Raw genomic sequence first — 17,830 nt, forward strand, 5'->3', positions numbered from 1 at the left:
GTGCCCAACCGAATTTCAGGAGCAAAACCATGCGCGCCGAAGCGCTGGATCATGTTGACACCATCAATGCCGCGCTGGCCCTGCTGCGCCGGTTCCTCGATTGGGACCGGGCGGTACGCCGCCTCGACGAATTGAACGCGAAGGTCGAAGACCCGACGCTGTGGGACAGCCCGAAGGCGGCGCAGGAAGTGATGCGCGAACGCCGCCGCCTCGACGAGGCGATCGCCGCGACGCGCTCGATCGAGAAGGAAATGGGCGACACGGTCGAACTGATCGAGCTTGCCGAGATGGAAGGCGACGAGGCGCTGATCGATGATGCCGTCGCCTCGCTCGCCGTGCTGGCGGCGCGCGCCGACGAAGACAAGATCAGGGCGCTTCTCGCCGGCGAAGCCGACGCCAACGACGCCTATATCGAAGTCCATGCCGGCGCGGGCGGCACCGAAAGCCAGGACTGGGCCGAAATGCTCCAGCGCATGTACAGCCGCTGGGCCGAAAAGCGCGGAATGAAGGTCGAGCTCGTCGAATATCAGGCAGGCGAGCAGGCAGGCATCAAGTCGGCGACGATGCTGGTGAAGGGCGAGAATGCCTATGGCTATGCCAAGACCGAAAGCGGCGTCCACCGCCTCGTCCGTATCTCGCCCTATGACAGCTCGGCGCGGCGCCACACCAGCTTCTCGTCGGTCTGGGTCTATCCGGTGATCGACGACAATATCGAGATCGAGATCAACGAAGGCGACCTCAAGATCGACACCTATCGCGCCTCGGGCGCGGGCGGACAGCACATCAACACGACCGATTCGGCGGTGCGTATCACGCACATCCCGACCGGGATCGTCGTCGCGAGCCAGAATGACCGGTCGCAGCACAAGAACCGCGCGACCGCGATGGGGATGCTGAAAGCACGCATGTACGAGGCCGAGTTGCAGAAGCGCGAAGCCGCGGCGTCGGGCGAATATCAGGCCAAGACCGAAATCGGCTGGGGCCACCAGATCCGCTCCTATGTCCTCCAGCCCTATCAGCTGGTGAAGGATCTGCGCACCGGGGTGACCTCGACGGCGCCCGGCGACGTGCTCGACGGGGCGCTCGACCCCTTCATGGCCGCGGCGCTGTCGCAGAAGGTGACGGGCGAAAAGGTCGAGGTCGAGGACATCGATTGATGAAGGTTCCGGCCGCCCTCGCCGCGCTGGCTCTGGTGCCGCTGCTCGGCGGATGCGACGGCCCGTGGAACGAGGATAGCGACCGGATCGGAACGGCGCGCGAATTTCCGCCGGCCGATCGCCCCGTCGCGCCGATCACGTCGACCAAATGGTCGACCGAGGAAGCGCGCGACCGCGTCAACGAAGCCGACGACGTGATGGATTCGGCCGACGTCCGCACGGGCATGACCGTCGCCGACATCGGTGCGGGCGACGGCTATTATACGGTGCGCCTGGCGCCGCGCGTCGGCGCCACCGGCCGCGTCCTTGCACAGGATATTCAGCCCGAAGTGATCGAGCGCCTGGCCGACCGCGTGGCGCGCGAGCGGCTCGACAATGTGTCGCTGAAGCTGGGCGCCGTCGACGATCCGCGCTTGCCGGCCGGCAGTTTCGACCGTGTCTTCATGGTCCATATGTACCATGAGATCGGTGAGCCTTATGCCTTTCTGTGGCGGCTGCGTCCGGCGCTCCGCGCGGGCGGACAGGTGATCGTCGTCGACGGCGATCGTCCGATCGCGCAGCATGGCACGCCCTTTCGCCTGCTCGTCTGCGAGTTCGAGGCGGTCGGCTACAAGCTGGTGTCGTTCGACGACAAGGCGCACGCCGGGGGCTATCTCGCGCGCTTCGTCCCCGATGGAAAACGGCCAGCGCCCGACGCGATCACGGTCTGCAAAACCCCCTAATAGACGATCAGCTGGTCGTCCGGCCCGACGTCGGCGAGGAAGCTGACCAGACCGCCGGCGCGCACTTGCGGGACGAGCTCGCTCGCGCTCATGCCGACGAGCGCCATGCCCGACTGGCAGACGATCAGCCGCACATCCATCGCCATCGCCTCGGCGATCAGCGAGACGAGGTCGGGCTGCCCCGCGCCGCGGCGCGCCTCGTCGCCGTCGAACGACACGGGGGTGCGCAGCAGCGCTGCCGCCGCGCCCTGCAGAAAGATACGCGACGGGCGCCCGAGCGCTGCCGCCGCCGCAGCGGCTTCGAGCGCCGCATAGAGGCGCTCGCCATCGGCCGCGGCAATGATGATGCTCAGCCCCGGCAAATCGGACACTCCGGATCCTTTGCCACCGCGACCTCGCGCCAGCGCCGGTCGAGCATGTCGACGATCGCCAGCTTGCCGGCGAGCGGCTGCCCCCAGCCGGTCAGCGCGCGCACCGCTTCGAGCGCGGCCATCGTGCCGATCATGCCGGCGAGCGCACCCATCACGCCCTGCTCGGCGCAATTGATGCCGGGGCGGTCGGGGTCGTCGCCGACAAGGCACGCATAGCAGGGACTGTCCGCGCGCCACCCTTCGTAAAGCGCGACCTGCCCCTCGAACGCCCCGATCGCGGCCGAGAGTAGAGGGATTTCGAGAGTGGACGCGGCGCGGTTGACGGCAAGCCGCGTTTCGAAATTGTCGCAGCCATCCAGGATCAGGCTGGCGCCCGCGAGCAGCTTTTCCGCATTTTCGGCGTCGAGCCGCTGGTCCACCGCGAAGGCCGTGACATGCGGATTGATCCGGCGCGCGGCGTTGGCGGCGACCGCAGCCTTGAGCGATCCCACGTCGGCGTCGGTAAACAGCGGCTGACGTTGGAGGTTCGACAGTTCGACCGCGTCATGGTCGATGATCGTCAGCGTCTCTACGCCCGCCGCTGCCAGATAGGTGATCGCCGGACATCCGATCCCGCCCGCGCCGATGATGGCGACATGGCTGTCCTTCAGCTTCGCCTGACCCGCGCCGCCGAAGGCCGGAAGGATGATCTGGCGGGCATAACGATCAAGTTCGGCGTCGCTCAGCAACGCCTACTCGCCCGACCGCCGCGTCTTGATGCCCGACAGCGAGCCGACATTGTCGGGGATATTGTCGTCCTCGATCGTCTCGTCGCTGTTCTCGCTTGCAACCCCGGTCGATCCGAAGCCGCCCGCACCGCGCGCGGTTTCATCGAGCGTTTCGACTTCGGCGAAGGCGGCACGCTGGACCGGCGCGGGGACGATCTGCGCGATCCGGTCGCCGCGCTTGATCTCGAACGGCTCGTCGCCGAGATTGGCAAGGATCACCTTCACTTCGCCGCGATAGTCGCTGTCGATCGTGCCCGGCGTGTTGAGGCAGGTAATGCCGTGCTTGAGCGCGAGGCCCGATCGCGGGCGCACCTGCACTTCATACCCCGGCGGGATCGCCATGGCGAAGCCGGTCGCAACCGCGTGCCGTCCGCCGGGGCGCAAGGTCAGCGTCTCCGCCGCGACGACGTCCATGCCCGCCGCGCCATCGCTCGCATAGGCGGGCAAGGGCAGGCCGCCGCCATTCGGCAACCGCTGGATGGCGATCTTAATCTCTTTCAAGGGGTGCGCGGATTTCGAGCTCATCGGCGATCTTTTCCATCAATTTGCGGGCAACGGCACCCTTGGGCAGCCGGTCCCAACTGTCTACCCCAGCATTGCTAACGATATGTACGCGGTTCGTCTCGCCCCCCATCGGGTCGGCGGACACGTCATTGGCGACGATCCAGTCGCAGCCCTTGCGCGCGAGCTTTGCTTCGGCATGCGCGATGACATCGTTGGTTTCGGCAGCGAAGCCGATGAGCAGGCCGGGCCGCGCGGGCGATTTGGCCAAGCCTGCGAGAATGTCGGGATTTTCGGCGAGCGCGAGCGGGGGCACGGCGCCGCTACCGTCCTTCTTGATCTTCTGCTGCGCGGTGTCGGCGGCGCGCCAGTCGGCCACCGCGGCGACCATGATCGCGACATCGACGGGCAGGCCCTGATCGACTTCGTCCGCCATTTCGCGCGCGGTCTGGACGTCGACGCGGATCACGCCGGGCGGGGTCGGCAGATCGACCGGTCCGGCAATCAACAGCACCTCGGCGCCGGCTTCGGCAGCGGCAGCGGCGATCGCGAAGCCCTGCTTCCCGCTCGATCGGTTGGCGATGTAGCGCACGGGATCGATCGGCTCGTGCGTCGGGCCTGCGGTGACGAGGATGCGGCGGCCATAGAGCGGACGGCGGTTGGCGGGCGCAAAGTCGGGCTGGTCCGCGAGAGTTGCGGGCGCGGTCAGCACCGCTGGCACCGGCGCGTTGGCGAGAGCGGCGTCGATCGCTGCCTTGATCGTAGTAGGTTCGGGCAGGCGTCCGGGGCCATATTCGCCGCACGCCATTTCGCCCTCGTCGGGCTCCATCACGGTCACGCCATCGCCGCGCAGTGTTGCGATGTTGCGCCGCGTCGCCGCGTGCAGCCACATCCGGACATTCATTGCGGGCGCGGCAAGCACCGGCTTGTCGGTCGCAAGCAGCAAGGTCGTCGCCAGATCGTCGGCGATGCCCGCCGCCATCTTCGCCAGCAGGTCGGCGGTCGCGGGGGCGACAACCACCAGGTCGGCTTCGCGGCTGAGCTGGATATGCCCCATCTCGACCTCGTCCTTCAGGTCGAAAAGATTTGTATATACTTTATTCTCGCTCAGCGCGGCGAGGGTCAACGGGGTCACGAACTGCTCGCCGGCGCGCGTCAGGATGCAGCGCACGACCATGCCCGATTTGCGGAGCAGGCGGACGAGCTCGATCGCCTTATAGGCTGCGATCCCGCCGCCGATGATCAGCAATATGCGCGGAGCAGCCATGCGGGTCCATTCTGTCCACGGAACCGGACACCCGATTCCCTCGCCTGCTAGTTATGCCGAGCGGGGCGCCGGTTCAAGCGATGCCGGACGAAGCGCACGGACAAGCGACGCCAAAGCGGCGGGCGCAAAGATCAGCCCGATAAACACAGTCGGGACGACAAGCATGCCCCAATAGTCATTGTCGGGTCGCGCGAAGAGCATGAAAGCGGCGGCATAGATCAGCTGGACAGCGAAGCCGAGCGTGCCCAGGCGCGACCGCCAGGCAAGCCAGCCGAGCAGGGCAAGCGGGGTCAGGATGGCGGCCACCCATTGCGGCGCGCCGAAACGCAGCGCCGAGCTATTGTGGATGAAGCCGATATAATTGTTCCAGCCGTTCATCCCAAGCCATCCCGCGCCGCCGATGTCATCGGGTCGGACGACGGCGGCGACCGCTGCGGCGTGGACAGCTAGTCCACCGGCGAAAGCGATCCCGACGGCGACCCATGAGGCGGCGACTTTCCAGTTGCGATCGATCAGCGCCACCAGGCCAAACAGCATTGCGACCGGCAGCACCGTCTCGCGGATGGTGAGCGCGGCGGCGATCACCGCCATAGCGGCCCACGGTCGTTCGGGGCGGTAAAGTGCAAGCGCGATCGCGATCAGCACGCCCGCGACCACTTCGTGGATCAGCACCCATTGGCCCGACATGACCTGGCCCAGATTGATGGCCATCAACAAGACGGCAAAGCGGGCATAGGCGGGGAGGCCAGGCTCGCTTGTCAGCCGTTGACGCCAGAGGAACAGCGCAAGGAGCCCCAGGATACTGGCGATGAGCGTGCCCGCCGGGAGGCCGATCTTGCCGAGCGCAGTCTCGAGCGTCGGGAGCCGCACGGCGATGAAGGGGCGAAGCGGATAACCGTAAAGGCGATGTTCCTGGGCGACCGCGTCATAATAGGGCGTGCCCGTTTCCATCTTGCGCAAGATCTTGAGGTAGAGCGCATGATCGCCAATCATCCCCTCTTCCCTGGCGAGCAAAGGCGAGGCGGTATTGACCTCGCGCGGTGCCTGCCGTTCGACGGTTCCGAGCAGCATCAGCGCCGCGAGCAGCACGAGCAGCAGTGCCGCGACCGGACGCGAAACGCCCTCGAGACGGTTCCAGCCGGTGGTTTGAGCTCCGGTCATTTCCGCCAGGTGAGCGCCGAGGACATGGCGAAATTCCAGACGGCGCCGACAAGGACGCCGGCGACGCCCGCGACCCACCAGCGTTCGTCATGCCCTGCCATCCACGTACCGATGCCGATATTGGCGACCGCGCCGAGCGCCGAGATGGCGTAGAAGCTCGCAAGGCCGCCGAGCAGCCGCCAGCCCTTGAGCTTGCGGTCGGCATAGGTGAAACTGTTGTTGAGGAAGAAGTTGAACGCGATGGCGACCATGACCGCGCCGGTCTGCGCAGTCAGGAAACTGTCGCCGAAGCCGAGCAGCGCGCGCAGCACCGCGAGGTGGACGAACACCCCGATCCCGCCGACCATCAGGAATTTGAGCAGACGGACGGGGACGAAGCGGCCGATCGTCTTGTCGGCGATCAATTCGGCATATTCGGCGATCACGCGCACGCCGATCTTGCTTTCGCCGGCCTCGCGGCTGCGGAACGTGTAGGGGACTTCGGCTACCTTCAAAGCGGTCGGGCTCGACGCCAATATGTCGAGCAATATCTTGAAGCCGATCGCCGACAGGCGTGGCAGCGCGCGTTCGAAGGCGTCGCGGCGTACCGCGAAAAATCCGCTCATCGGGTCGCTGACATCGGTGCCGAGCGCGATCTGTCCGGCGCGGGTGGCGAGACGGCTCATGCGGACGCGGCCCTGATCCCAGTCGCCGGTGCCGCCGCCCGCGACATAGCGCGTGCCGACGGCGATTTCGGCGCCATCCTTTTCGATCGCGTCGATCAGGCGCGGCAGCGCGTCTTCGCTATGCTGGAGGTCGCCGTCCATCACCGCGACGATCGGCGCCGCCGTCGCCAATATACCTTCGATTACCGCCGATGACAGGCCGCGGCGGCCGACGCGCTCGACGACGCGGACATGGCGCGAAGTGCGGCCGATGCGGCGCACCAGGGCGCTCGTGCCGTCGGGCGAATTATCGTCGACGAACACCACTTCCCAGCCGCGCCCGGCCAGCACGACCGAGAGTTTTTCGATCAGCCGTTCGACATTGGCGGCTTCGTTGAGCGTCGGCACCACGACCGCGACCTCAAGAGGAAGCGTATCGACCGAGATTAGAGGGTCGGCAAGAAAGCTGTCGTGGCGCATGAAACCTCGGTCTTTTCCGGATGACGATCCGGGGTTGGTCGAGGGTCGGGCCTAGGGAATTAAGGTAAATATCCAGTAACCAGCGGCGCGAAAGTGCCGCTTAGCCGAGCCATTGCAGCAGGCCGGCACCCGCCGCTGCGCCAAGGATCGCGGTCAGGGCATAGCGCCACCAACGGCGCTTCTCGCCCTTATCCCACATCAGCGGAATCTCGGGCAGTGGCGGCGCTGGCGGTGCAGCGCCCTTTTTGGGTAGCTGCGCATCGAGGCGGCGGATGATGTCGGGGATCAGCGCCAGCGTCTTTCCCTGTTCGCGCAGGCCGTCGGCGAGAGCGGCTTCGGGGCCGAGCTCGTCGCGGATCCATTCGCGCACGAAGGGTCCCGACACGTCCCACATATTGATCTTCGGGTTCAGCATCGTCGCGACGCCCTCGACCATCACCATCGTCTTCTGAAGCAGCAGCAGGTGCGGCTGGGTCTGCATGTCGAAATCGCGCGTGATCGCGAACAGCCCGTCGAGCATCTGTCCGACGCTGAGTTCGCTCACCGGCTTGCCGCGCATCGGCTCGCCGACCGCACGGAGCGCCGTCGCGAATTCCTCGACGCTGTGATAGTCGGGCACATATTGCGCCTCGAAATGGATTTCGGCGACTCGTCGGTAGTTTCCCGTCGTCAGGCCATAGAGGATTTCGGCGAGCCAGTAGCGCGCCTGCCGGTTGATCCGCCCCATGATCCCGAAATCGACCGCGGCGATCGTCCCGTCGGCCTTCACGAACAAATTGCCCTGGTGCATGTCGGCGTGGAAGAATCCCTCGGCGATCGCCTGGCGCAGGAACGCGTTCACGAGGTTCGCCGACAGCTTTTCCATGTCGTGCCCCGCGGCGACCAGGGCGTCGCGGTGCGAGATCTTGATGCCGTCGATCCAGTCGAGCGTCATCACCCGGCTCGCGGTGCGGTCCCAGTCGATCGCGGGAACTTCATAGGTGGGCACGCCGACCATCGCGTCGGCGAGCTCGGACGCCGAGGCGGCTTCGCGGCGCAGATCGAGTTCGCGCAGCGTCCAGCGGCGGAAATTGGCGATCACTTGCCGCGGGCGCAGGCGCGTCGCTTCGCCGCCAAAGGCTTCGAGATGCGCCGCGGCCCATTCATAGGTTTCGATGTCGCGCGCGAATTGCTTGTCGATGCCGGGACGGCGGACCTTGACCGCGACGTGACGACCCTCGGTCGTTACCGCCCGGTGGACCTGCGCAATCGAGGCCGAGCCGACGGGTTCGCGGTCGAATTCGGCGTAGAGGCTTTCGAGCGGCACTTCGAACGTCGCTTCGATCTCCTGCCGGATGCGGTCGAACGCGACCGGCGCGAGCGCATCCTGGAGGCTCAGCAGGTTGCGCGCCGCTTCTTCTCCGACGATGTCGGGGCGTGTAGCGAGCGTCTGGCCAAGCTTGACCGCTGCGGGGCCGATGGCCTGAAAGGCGGCGGCATAGTCGGGCGTTTTCGGCTGAATCGTGCCAAAGCGCGCAATCCGGCACAGGCGCTTGACGCCCGGCGGCGTCGTCGGGGCGCTTTCGATTCCGCGCAGCGCCCCGTGGCGCGCCAGGATGCGGCCCCATTTCAGCAGGCGCGCAATATGGGTGATGGGTCGGGTCACTCGGCGACCGCTCCCCACTTCGTCATTCCCGTGAAAGCGGGAACCCCGTTTACGCCGGCGCCGCCGTGGGCCCCCGCCTGCACGGGTACGCTCACATGCTTTCGCATGCTCACGCCTTCCACCCGCTGTGGATCGCGACGAGCCCGCCCATGATCGGTTCGACCTTGACCGCGGTGAAGCCGGCTTCGCGGATCATTCGCGCGAATGCGGGCATCGGCGGGAAGCGGCGAATCGATTCGATCAGATAACGATAGCTGTCCTCGTCGTCGGCGATCAACTTGCCGAGCTTGGGGACAAGACGATGCGAATAGGCGTCATAGGCCTGCGCAAAACCCGGCCATTCGTTGGTCGAGAATTCGAGGCAGAAGAAACGCCCGCCGTACCGCAGCACGCGGTGCGCTTCCTGGAGTGCCGCAGCGATGTCGGTGACGTTGCGGATACCGAAAGCGATCGTATAGGCGTCGAAGAATTGGCCCGGAAAGCTCAGCTTCTCGGCATTCTGCTCGCTCCATACGAGGCTGTCGATGCCGCGCTCGGCGGCGCGTTCCATGCCCACGCCCAGCATGTCGGGATTGATGTCGGCAACGGTGATGCACGCGCCCGAGCGCTCCATGCGAAAGGCGATGTCGCCGGTGCCGCCCGCCATGTCGAGGATCGTCTCGCCCTCGCGCGGCTTTACGCGGCGGACGAAGCGATCCTTCCACAGGCGGTGCATGCCGCCCGACATCGCGTCGTTCATGATGTCATATTTGCGCGCGACGCGACTGAACACCTCGCCCACCATCGCGGTTTTCTCGCCGGCGGGAACCTGTTCGTAACCGAAGCTGACGGTTTCGGGGGTGGTCATGAGTCGCGCTTTCATGCGGGGAGAAGCAAAGTCTGACCGGCCTTTAGCCAAGGGTTGAAGCGCAAGCAAATGGCGCGTAGCCGCATGGACGATATGCCAGAGCTACCCGAAGTCGAAACCACGGTCCGCGGCCTAGCGCCCTTCCTCGAGGGGCAGCGTCTGACAGCCGTCACCACCTTTCGTCCGGATCTGCGCCGACCCTTTCCCGTCGACCTTGCGCAGCGGCTGACCGGCGCGACGGTGACCGCGCTGTCGCGCCGCGCCAAATATGGGATCGTGTCGACCGACCGCGACGATCATCTGATCTTTCATCTGGGGATGTCGGGGCGCTGGCGGACCGAGGGCGGCGAAGCGGGAAAGCACGACCATCTGCTGTTGGAAACCGGAGCGGGGCACCGGCTTTTCCTGCACGACCCGCGGCGCTTCGGGTCGGTTGATCTGGTCGCGGGCGATCCGTTGACGCTGTTTCCCGCTTTCGTGACCCTGGGCCCCGAGCCGCTGTCGGACGCTTTCGACGCCGCCTGTCTCGCCCGAGCGCTTGCGGGGCGGCGTGCGCCGATCAAGGCGATGCTGCTCGACCAGACGGTCGTCGCGGGGCTCGGCAATATCTATGTCTGCGAAGCGCTCAACATGGCGAAGATTTCGCCGCTGAGGCCTGCCGCGGATGTTTCGAAGGCGAAGCTCGCGGCGCTGGTGCCTGCGATCAAGGACGTGCTGACGGCGGCGATCGCGGCGGGCGGATCGACGCTTCGCGACTTCCTGAGTCCCGACGGCGACCTTGGCTATTTCGCCAAGGACTGGCGGGTTTATGGGCGCGAGGGCGAAGCGTGCGAATGCGGCGGGACGATTGTCCGCGTCGTGCAGAGCGGCCGATCGACCTTCTATTGCCCGAAATGCCAGCGCTGATGCGGCAGAATTACCGCAAAAACCATTGACCAAAGGGGGCATGCTGGCTATGGGCGCACCCTTCGAGCAGGGTCCGGCGTTCCGGAACCGGCCGCATCCGGACATTGATTCGCTGCTATCGCGCGATTCGGCTGCTCCGCTGAGGCTGTGCTCCGACCGTTGAGACCGTTTGAGAAACTGAGGAATTTATGGCCAATACGCCGCAGGCAAAAAAGCGCATCCGCCGCAACACCGCGCGCACCGTCGTGAACAAGAATCGCGTCTCGCGCATTCGCACCCTGGTGAAGAAGGTTGAGAATGCCGTCGCCGCTGGCGACAAGGACGCTGCAGCGACCGCACTGAAGGCGGCGCAGCCTGAAATGGCACGCGGCGTGGCCAAGGGCGTGCTCCACAAGAATACGGTCGCTCGCAAATATGCGCGCCTCACCAAGAGCGTGAACGCGATCGCCTGATTCGATTGTCCCGAAAGGGCACAAAAAAGGACCCGCCGGCATCGAGCCTGCGGGTCCTTTTTTGTGCCTCCGTTTGTGACTGTGCGATGGCAATAGTGTTGCAGCGCGGTAAGTGACGGAATTACTGCGATTCGCTGACGCCGCAATTTTCTTTGCGAATAAAATACTGAAAAATATGGCGAAAAACTGCGGCTGACGCGTTTCCAGCCCCCCTTGTGAGTCAAGATTTTTATTTCAGTATTTTTACACCCCCCGGTCTTGATCGACTCGCCACGCCCTGCCTAGACAGAGGGGTCGTCGGCCTTCGTCGGCGGTCGCCACATCGACATGATTCGCACTCTTTCGGACTGATTGTCCGGGACAGGATGCTTGCGCCTTCTTGCGGGTGCGAGGGAATCGGCGTGTGAGCAGGCCGCGCCAGGGTTGAACGGTGGGGGATTTGGGGGCGATACGGGTGATACAAGGCGGAAATCGGAATGGCGTGGACGCAAGGGATGGAGCGATGAGCGGCGACGCCGCTGCACTCTGGCCGCGCGTCGCGGAAGGATTGCGGCGCGATCTTGGCGCGCGCACCTTCGACCATTGGCTGAAGCCCGTCCGCTTTGCCGAATATTGCACGCTGTCGGGCGTGGTCACGCTCGAGACGGCGAGCCGCTTTTCGGCCAACTGGATCAACGAACGCTTCGGCGACCGGCTCGAACTGGCCTGGCGGCAGCATCTGAACGATGTGCGCGGCGTGACCGTGCGCGGTGGTGCCGCCGCCACCGACCGGACCGCGATTCTGTCGGCGCAGCCGCTGCCCGCCTTTGAGGCGTCGCAGCCCGTGGCCAACCCCGCGCTTCTCGGCTTCGATCCGCGCCTGTCGTTCGATCGCTTCGTCGTCGCGCGCTCGAACATTCTCGCGGCCAATGCCGCACGCCGCATGGCGATGCTCGAAGCGCCGCAGTTCAACCCGCTCTATCTCTGCTCGGGCACCGGCCAGGGCAAGACCCACCTGATCCAGGCGATAGCGCAGGATTATGCCAGGGCGCACCCCACCGCGAACATCATCCTGATGTCGGCGGAAAAATTCATGCTGGAATTCGTCGGTGCAATGCGCGGCGGTGACATGATGGCCTTCAAGGCGCGGCTGCGCGCGGCCGACCTGTTGCTGCTCGATGACCTTCAGTTCGTGATCGGCAAAAATTCGACACAGGAAGAGTTGCTCCACACGATCGACGACCTGATGACGGCGGGTAAGCGCCTGGTGGTTACCGCCGATCGCCCGCCCGCGATGCTCGACGGGGTCGAGGCCAGGCTGCTGTCGCGGCTGTCGGGCGGGTTGGTCGCCGATATCGAGGCGCCCGAAGATGACCTGCGCGAGCGCATCATCCGCCAGCGGCTCGCCGCGATGCCGATGGTCGAGGTGCCCGACGCGGTCGTCGCCTATCTGGTCAAGCATTTCACCCGCAACATCCGCGAACTCGAAGGTGCGCTCAACAAGCTGCTTGCTTATGCTGCGCTCACCGGGACGACGGTCGACCTTGCGCTCGCCGAGGACCGGCTGGCCGAGAATGTCCGCAGTGCCCGCCCGCGGATCACGATCGACGAGATCCAGCGCGCGGTTTGTGCGCACTACCGGCTCGACAAATCGGAAATGGCGTCGAAACGCCGCGTCCGCGCCGTCGCGCGCCCGCGCCAGGTCGCGATGTATCTGGCGAAAGAGATGACCCCGCGTTCCTATCCCGAGATCGGCCGCCGCTTTGGCGGGCGCGATCATTCGACGGTGATCCATGCGGTCCGCACCGTCGAGGCGCTGCGCGTCGCGGACAGTGAACTCGATGCCGAAATCGCGGCGATCCGGCGCAGTCTCAACAGCTGATCCCCAGGCTTATACCGGATTTATCCCCGGATTTGTCCACAGCCTGCGCGTCGCTCGAACGGCCGTATCGGGCGGGGCGCGGTCGGTACCTCAGTCCAAAGTTCAGGAAAGTTCAGCCCTGTGCGCTCCCGATCCTGTGCGCTCCCGATCGGGACCGTCCAATGTGCCGGACACACCCGGTCGTAACGCGCGCCGCGGACCGCTTTTATCCACCGATTGAAAGAGCCAGAATCGACGGTCGCATAGCCGGATATTGTAGGAAAGGCCTTTTTTGGCGTCGGCGGTTTTGGGGTGGGAAGCGGATGTTCGCCCGAGCCGTCGTGCTCCCCGGCGAAGGCCGGGGCCCAGGGCGTTGCAGAGCCGGCGTTGCGTGCGCACGCTGTGGGCCCCGGCCTTCGCCGGGGAACACGCTGGGTCGTCCGCGATGGGCCGTTGCTCGCTGTTCCGCTCGGACCAGCAGCGGGAGGTCGAAGCGAATGGAGAGCGATCGTCTTCTCCTTCGTCACCCCGGACTTGATCCGGGGTCCATAGCTGCCGTGGCGCTCATGGATCCCGGATCAAGTCCGGGATGACGAGGAAGGAGAATGTCCGCAATTGGTCGAAAGCGGTCATCGCGCTCTTCGTCATTCCCGCGAAAGCGGGACCTAGCGACCCGTCGTGTTCCCCGGCGAAGGCCGGGGTCCAGGGCGTTCGAGAGCAGAGGTTGCGTGCGCACGCTCTGGACCCCGGCTTTCGCCGGGGAGCACGTCTCGATCGTCCGCAATGAGTCGTTAGCGCCCGCCATGCTGAACTTGTTTCAGCATCCATGGCCTGAGCTCGAATGTAGCGCATTGCTGAAGGAAACGGCAGCCCATGGATCCTGAAACGAGTTCAGGATGACGATGCTATAAATGTTGCGTTCTGGTCGAAAGCCGACAACGCTTTCTCAAGACCAAGAAGGCCCGCCTTTCTTGTGAAAGACGGGCCCCCTGTCGTGGCGTGTCGGACAGCTCAGCCCTTTTCGGGCGGTGCCACCGTAATCCGTACCCGCTCGCCCGAATTGCCGGGAAAGCCGGTGAACATCGCTTCGACGAGGTTCGGGACGATCGCTTGCAGATTATTGTCACGCGACTGCGCTTCGGCATGGCCCTCGAACAGACGCGAGCCGTCGGCAGCGCGGTTGATCTGCAGGTCCAGCCCGCTCGTATAGACGGTATAGCTGGTGACATCCGAACCGCCCCAGCCGGGCCCGAAACCGCCCCACAGGAACGGGTCGCGATAGCCATAGATATACCGGCGACCGCCGCGGCCGCTTACGACGACCGGGGGATAAAAGCCGCGGCCATAATAGCCGCCATAGCCACCGTACCAGGGATCGCCAAAGCCGGGGCTGGAGACGACCCGCTCGCGACCCTTGTCGACGCCATAGTCTATCCGCACCACCAGATCGGGGCGCTCGCCTGCCGCGACGGGGCGATAGCCATACCGCGTCAGCTCGCCGGCGACGAGATTGGCATATTGCCCGAACTCGATGCCACCCTGTAGCGCCGGGTTGCCCGCTTCGATGGCGAAGCTCTGGCCCTGCGGCGCAGGAAGTTGCGTCTGGAAGCGCGCGACGTCGGCCTTGAAGGGCGTCGCGCAGCCGGCCAGCGCCAGCGCGGCGCCCGCCATGGCAGCGAAACCAAGCCGCTTAAGAATGATCTTGCTCATATTCATGCTCCGTGATTCGGATCGGCACGCACCGCGTCTCTTATACCATGACTAGGCCGCCGCGACTTAACCTTGGTTGAACTCGCTTCGTCGTACAGCGGTTCCACCTCCCGATATGGGACGGCGCAGCGCGCAAACAAGATTTTTTGATGGCGACCCCAAGGTTTAGCGGCAAAGCCCGAGCGCGGTGTAAGCGGCGTCGAGCGTGGGCCGGGCCAACGCCGTGGCACGGGCCGCACCCGATTCCAGGGCGGCGTCGATGGCGGCGGGATCGGCTTTGAGCGCAGTCAGGCGGGTCGCGATCGGGCGCAGCGTCTCGACGAGCAATTCGCCGAGCGCGGGTTTGAACGCGCCGAAACCCTGTCCCGCGAAACGCGCGAGCACCTCGTCGATGCTCTCGTCGGACATCGCAGCGTAAATCGAGACGAGATTCTTTGCTTCGGTGCGGCCTTCGAGCCCCGCGGCCTCCGACGGCAAAGGCTCCGGATCGGTCTTTGCCTTGCGGATCTTCGCCATGATCGTGTCGGGATCGTCGACCAGGTTGATGCGGCTCGCATCGCTCGGGTCCGATTTCGACATCTTGGCATTGCCGTCGCGCAGGCTCATGATCCGCGCCGCGGTCGGCGGGATCGTCGGCTCGGGGAGCGTGAAGGTCTCGGTCCCGGTGTCGAGGTTGAACTTGGTCGCAATATCGCGCGCGAGCTCGAGATGCTGTTTCTGGTCGTCGCCGACCGGAACATGCGTCGTCTGGTAGAGCAGCACGTCGGCGGCCTGCAGGACCGGATAGGCATAGAGGCCGACGCTTGCGCCTTCGCGGTTCTTCCCCGATTTTTCCTTGAACTGCGTCATGCGGTTCAGCCAGCCGATGCGCGCGGTGCAGAACAGCAGCCACGCCAGTTCGGCGTGCGCGGGGACGCGTGCCTGGTTGAAGAGGATCGCCTTTTCGGGGTCGATCCCCGCCGCCATCAGGGCCGCCGCCATCTCGCGCGTGTTGGCGGTGAGTTCGGCGCGGTCGTTGTGGACGGTGATCGCGTGAAGGTCGGCCAGGAAATAGAGCTTATCGCCCGGCATCTCGTCCTGCATGCGCACCCAGTTGCGGATCGCGCCCAGATAATTGCCAAGATGCAAATTTCCGGTGGGCTGGATGCCCGATAGCGTCCGCATGTCCTACTCCTGAATTTCGGCAGGTTTGCCGCGCCGCCGCGTCAGCATGGCGACCAGATCCTTGTCAAGCGCGCCCACGATGAATGCGGCGATGAAAAAGACCGCGCCGCCCGCTCCGCAGAGCAGCGCCAGCGACCAGATCCGTTCAAAGGCATTGCCGCTGTAATAGGGTTCCATCAGCGGCATCAGGACCCACAGAAGTGCCGCCATCGCCGCGACCGCGATCAGCTGGCGCGCAATCTTCCCAGCGAGCTTGCCCGTAAAATGGAACCAGCCGCGGCGGTGCAGCACGATGTAGAGCAGGATGCAGTTGATCGACGCCGACACGGCGGTCGCAGCTGCCAGCCCGACGATGCCATAGCGCTCGACCACATAGAGGTTGATCGCGATATTGACGGTCAGCGACGCGAGCGCCGTCCACACCGGGGTTTTCGTGTCTTCGCGCGCGAAAAAGCCGGGGTTGAGGATTTTCACGATCACATAAGCCGGAAGGCCCGCGATCAGCGCGACCACGATCTGCGCCATGATCAGCCCGTCGGCGTCGGTGAATTTGCCGCCGACGAAAAAGGCGGTAACGAACGCGGGGGCGCAGATAGCGAGCGCGGCGGCGGCGGGAAGCGTCAGCAACGTCGCAATCTCGAAGGCATTCGCCTGCAATCGCTGCGCTTCGGCTGAATCGCCGCCGTGAATGTGCCGCGACAGCATCGGCAGGATCGCGGTGCCGAGCGCAATACCCACAATGCCGAGAGGCAGCTGGTTCAGCCGGTCGGCCAGCTTGAGCAAGGTCAGCGATCCCTGCGGCAGGGATGTCGCAAAGAAGGTGTCGACGAACTGGCTGATTTGATAAATTCCCGCGCCGAAGGTCGCGGGCAGGATCAATGTGCCGAGCCGTCGCACTTCGGGCGTGAGTTTGGGGAGCCGCCAATGCAGTTTCAGCCCGGCGCGGCGCACGGCCCACCACATATAGGCGAGCTGGACCACGCCCGCGATGCTGACCGCGGCGGCGAGCGCTTCGGCGACGATGCGATCGTCACCGCCGGGACCGCGAAGCCACCATCCGGTGACGATCCCGCCGATCAGCACGATATTGAGCAGGACGGGAGCGAAGGCCCCTGGCGCGAAGCGCGAGCGCGCATTGAGCAGCCCCGACAGCATCGCGACGAGGCTGATGAGCGCGAGATAGGGAAAGGTGACGCGGCTCAGAAAGACGGCAAAGTCGAACTTGCCCGGCACGTGCTGGAAATCGCGCGCCAGAATCCAGACAATCCCCGGCATCACGATCATCATGATCGCGGAAAAGACGAGAAGTACCCATAGAAAGACCGAGAGAACGTCGTCGGCGAATTTTGCCGCCGCCGCCTCGCCGCCCTCCCCATGCAGCGCGCGGCTGTACATGGGAACAAAGGCGACCGAGAACGCCCCTTCGGCGAACAGGCGGCGAAAGGTATTGGGGAGCGTGAAGGCGAGCTGGAACGCGTCGGCGGCGAGTCCCGCGCCAAGGATGCGGGCCAGCAGCATGTCGCGCGCGAAGCCGAATATGCGGCTGACCATCGTCAGGCCGCCGATCGTCCCCACGCTTTTGACGAGGCTGCTCAACCTTTCGGCCTGCCCCCCAAGCCGGGCTTAGGCCTGGCCGACCGGCGCGACGTCGCCCGCCTGCTCGGCCTGGATCTGCTGCGCCTGCTGCATGAACAGGCCGTGGAAATCGATCGGTTCGAGCAGCAGCGGCGGGAAGCCGCCGTCGCGCACGACGTCGGCGACGACGCGGCGTGCAAAGGGGAAGAGGATACGCGGCGCTTCGGCGAGGAAGAAGGGCTGCAACTGGTCATCGGGGACGTTGCGGACGCCGAACAGGCCGGCATATTTGATGTCGACGATGAACTGCGTGCCTTCGTCCGACTTCGACGAAATATCGATCTTCAGCGAGACTTCGTACAGGCTGTCGCCGACATTGTCGGCGCCGATGTTGAACTGCACGTCGATCTGCGGGGCCGACTGCCACTGGTAAACCGCGGGCGCGTTCGGATTTTCGAACGACAGATCCTTCACATATTGCGAGATCAGGCCGATCGCGGGGCCGGTATCTTCGCCGTTCGGCAGCGCGGTGGGAGTGAATTCGGTGCTGGTCTCGTCGGCCATGATGTCTGCTTTCGTAGAAACGGATGGGATGGTTCCGCCGTAAGGCGGAGCGTTGCG

General features: G+C 65.1%; 16 protein-coding genes and 1 pseudogene. 5 read left to right on the top strand and 12 right to left on the bottom strand.

The features are described from left to right. The first annotated feature begins 29 nt into the window (after nt 1-29). Both prfB and ACO055_RS15540 read left to right on the top strand, forming a co-directional pair. On the top strand, nt 30-1,157 hold the full coding sequence (gene prfB / locus ACO055_RS15535; protein WP_422059743.1) for a peptide chain release factor 2: 1,128 nt from the start codon (nt 30-32) through the stop codon (nt 1,155-1,157). Continuing rightward, nucleotides 1,157-1,879: a class I SAM-dependent methyltransferase gene (locus ACO055_RS15540; RefSeq protein ID WP_422059744.1), complete on the top strand. Its 723-nt coding sequence runs from the start codon at nt 1,157-1,159 to the stop codon at nt 1,877-1,879. Before prfB ends, ACO055_RS15540 begins: the two co-directional genes overlap by 1 nt. Here ACO055_RS15540 and ACO055_RS15545 read toward each other — a convergent pair. From ACO055_RS15545 to ACO055_RS15580, 8 genes and pseudogenes are all read right to left on the bottom strand, one after another. Continuing rightward, nucleotides 1,876-2,250 carry a DsrE family protein gene (locus tag ACO055_RS15545; RefSeq protein WP_422059745.1) on the bottom strand — a complete coding sequence of 125 codons (375 nt, stop codon included), beginning with the start codon at nt 2,248-2,250 and terminating at the stop codon, nt 1,876-1,878. The two genes, ACO055_RS15540 and ACO055_RS15545, sit on opposite strands and share 4 nt — an antisense overlap. After that, entirely contained in the window at nt 2,229-2,978 is a 750-nt protein-coding gene (locus tag ACO055_RS15550; RefSeq protein WP_422059746.1) for a HesA/MoeB/ThiF family protein, read from the bottom strand. The genes ACO055_RS15545 and ACO055_RS15550 overlap by 22 nt, the downstream gene beginning before the upstream one ends. A gap of 102 nt (nt 2,979-3,080) precedes the next feature. Further along, nucleotides 3,081-3,542, bottom strand: a pseudogene (dut, locus tag ACO055_RS15555) (dUTP diphosphatase); the annotation flags it as partial. After that, the gene (gene coaBC / locus ACO055_RS15560) at nt 3,505-4,785 is read right to left on the bottom strand and encodes a bifunctional phosphopantothenoylcysteine decarboxylase/phosphopantothenate--cysteine ligase CoaBC (RefSeq protein WP_422059747.1); all 1,281 of its coding nucleotides are present in this window, start codon (nt 4,783-4,785) and stop codon (nt 3,505-3,507) included. The pseudogene dut and the gene coaBC, both read right to left, overlap by 38 nt. A 51-nt stretch (nt 4,786-4,836) precedes the next feature. Next, the gene (locus ACO055_RS15565; protein ID WP_422059748.1) at nt 4,837-5,946 is read right to left on the bottom strand and encodes a hypothetical protein; all 1,110 of its coding nucleotides are present in this window, start codon (nt 5,944-5,946) and stop codon (nt 4,837-4,839) included. Further along, nucleotides 5,943-7,070 (bottom strand): glycosyltransferase, encoded by a 1,128-nt coding sequence (locus tag ACO055_RS15570; RefSeq protein ID WP_422059749.1) that lies wholly within the window; start codon nt 7,068-7,070, stop codon nt 5,943-5,945. Before ACO055_RS15570 ends, ACO055_RS15565 begins: the two co-directional genes overlap by 4 nt. A gap of 100 nt (nt 7,071-7,170) precedes the next feature. Further along, a complete protein-coding gene (gene ubiB, locus ACO055_RS15575; protein WP_422059750.1) occupies nt 7,171-8,715 on the bottom strand; it encodes a 2-polyprenylphenol 6-hydroxylase in 1,545 nt (514 codons plus the stop codon). 109 nt (nt 8,716-8,824) lie between these two features. Continuing rightward, nucleotides 8,825-9,562: a class I SAM-dependent methyltransferase gene (locus ACO055_RS15580; protein ID WP_422062483.1), complete on the bottom strand. Its 738-nt coding sequence runs from the start codon at nt 9,560-9,562 to the stop codon at nt 8,825-8,827. 93 nt (nt 9,563-9,655) lie between these two features. Here ACO055_RS15580 and mutM point away from each other — a divergent pair, with 93 nt between their 5' ends. The 3 genes from mutM to dnaA all read left to right on the top strand — a co-directional run bounded on the left by mutM (nt 9,656) and on the right by dnaA (nt 12,781). Beyond that, on the top strand, nt 9,656-10,468 hold the full coding sequence (gene mutM, locus ACO055_RS15585; RefSeq protein WP_422062484.1) for a bifunctional DNA-formamidopyrimidine glycosylase/DNA-(apurinic or apyrimidinic site) lyase: 813 nt from the start codon (nt 9,656-9,658) through the stop codon (nt 10,466-10,468). Nucleotides 10,469-10,656: 188 nt separating this feature from the next. After that, entirely contained in the window at nt 10,657-10,920 is a 264-nt protein-coding gene (gene rpsT, locus ACO055_RS15590) for a 30S ribosomal protein S20 (RefSeq protein WP_422059751.1), read from the top strand. A 502-nt stretch (nt 10,921-11,422) separates the two neighbouring features. After that, nucleotides 11,423-12,781: a chromosomal replication initiator protein DnaA gene (gene dnaA, locus ACO055_RS15595; RefSeq protein WP_422059752.1), complete on the top strand. Its 1,359-nt coding sequence runs from the start codon at nt 11,423-11,425 to the stop codon at nt 12,779-12,781. Between the two features lie 990 nt (nt 12,782-13,771). Here dnaA and ACO055_RS15600 read toward each other — a convergent pair. The 4 genes from ACO055_RS15600 to secB form a co-directional block, all read right to left on the bottom strand. After that, nucleotides 13,772-14,470 carry a DUF4136 domain-containing protein gene (locus tag ACO055_RS15600; protein WP_422059753.1) on the bottom strand — a complete coding sequence of 233 codons (699 nt, stop codon included), beginning with the start codon at nt 14,468-14,470 and terminating at the stop codon, nt 13,772-13,774. Between the two features lie 165 nt (nt 14,471-14,635). Beyond that, entirely contained in the window at nt 14,636-15,634 is a 999-nt protein-coding gene (trpS, locus tag ACO055_RS15605; protein ID WP_422059754.1) for a tryptophan--tRNA ligase, read from the bottom strand. Nucleotides 15,635-15,637: 3 nt separating this feature from the next. Beyond that, the gene (gene murJ, locus ACO055_RS15610; protein ID WP_422062485.1) at nt 15,638-17,185 is read right to left on the bottom strand and encodes a murein biosynthesis integral membrane protein MurJ; all 1,548 of its coding nucleotides are present in this window, start codon (nt 17,183-17,185) and stop codon (nt 15,638-15,640) included. Between the two features lie 72 nt (nt 17,186-17,257). Next, complete coding sequence (secB, locus tag ACO055_RS15615; protein ID WP_422059755.1) at nt 17,258-17,773, bottom strand: protein-export chaperone SecB; 516 nt, start codon at nt 17,771-17,773, stop codon at nt 17,258-17,260. Nucleotides 17,774-17,830: the final 57 nt, after the last annotated feature.

Source organism: Sphingopyxis sp., from assembly GCF_965227415.1.
Taxonomy (GTDB): Bacteria; Pseudomonadota; Alphaproteobacteria; order Sphingomonadales; family Sphingomonadaceae; genus Sphingopyxis.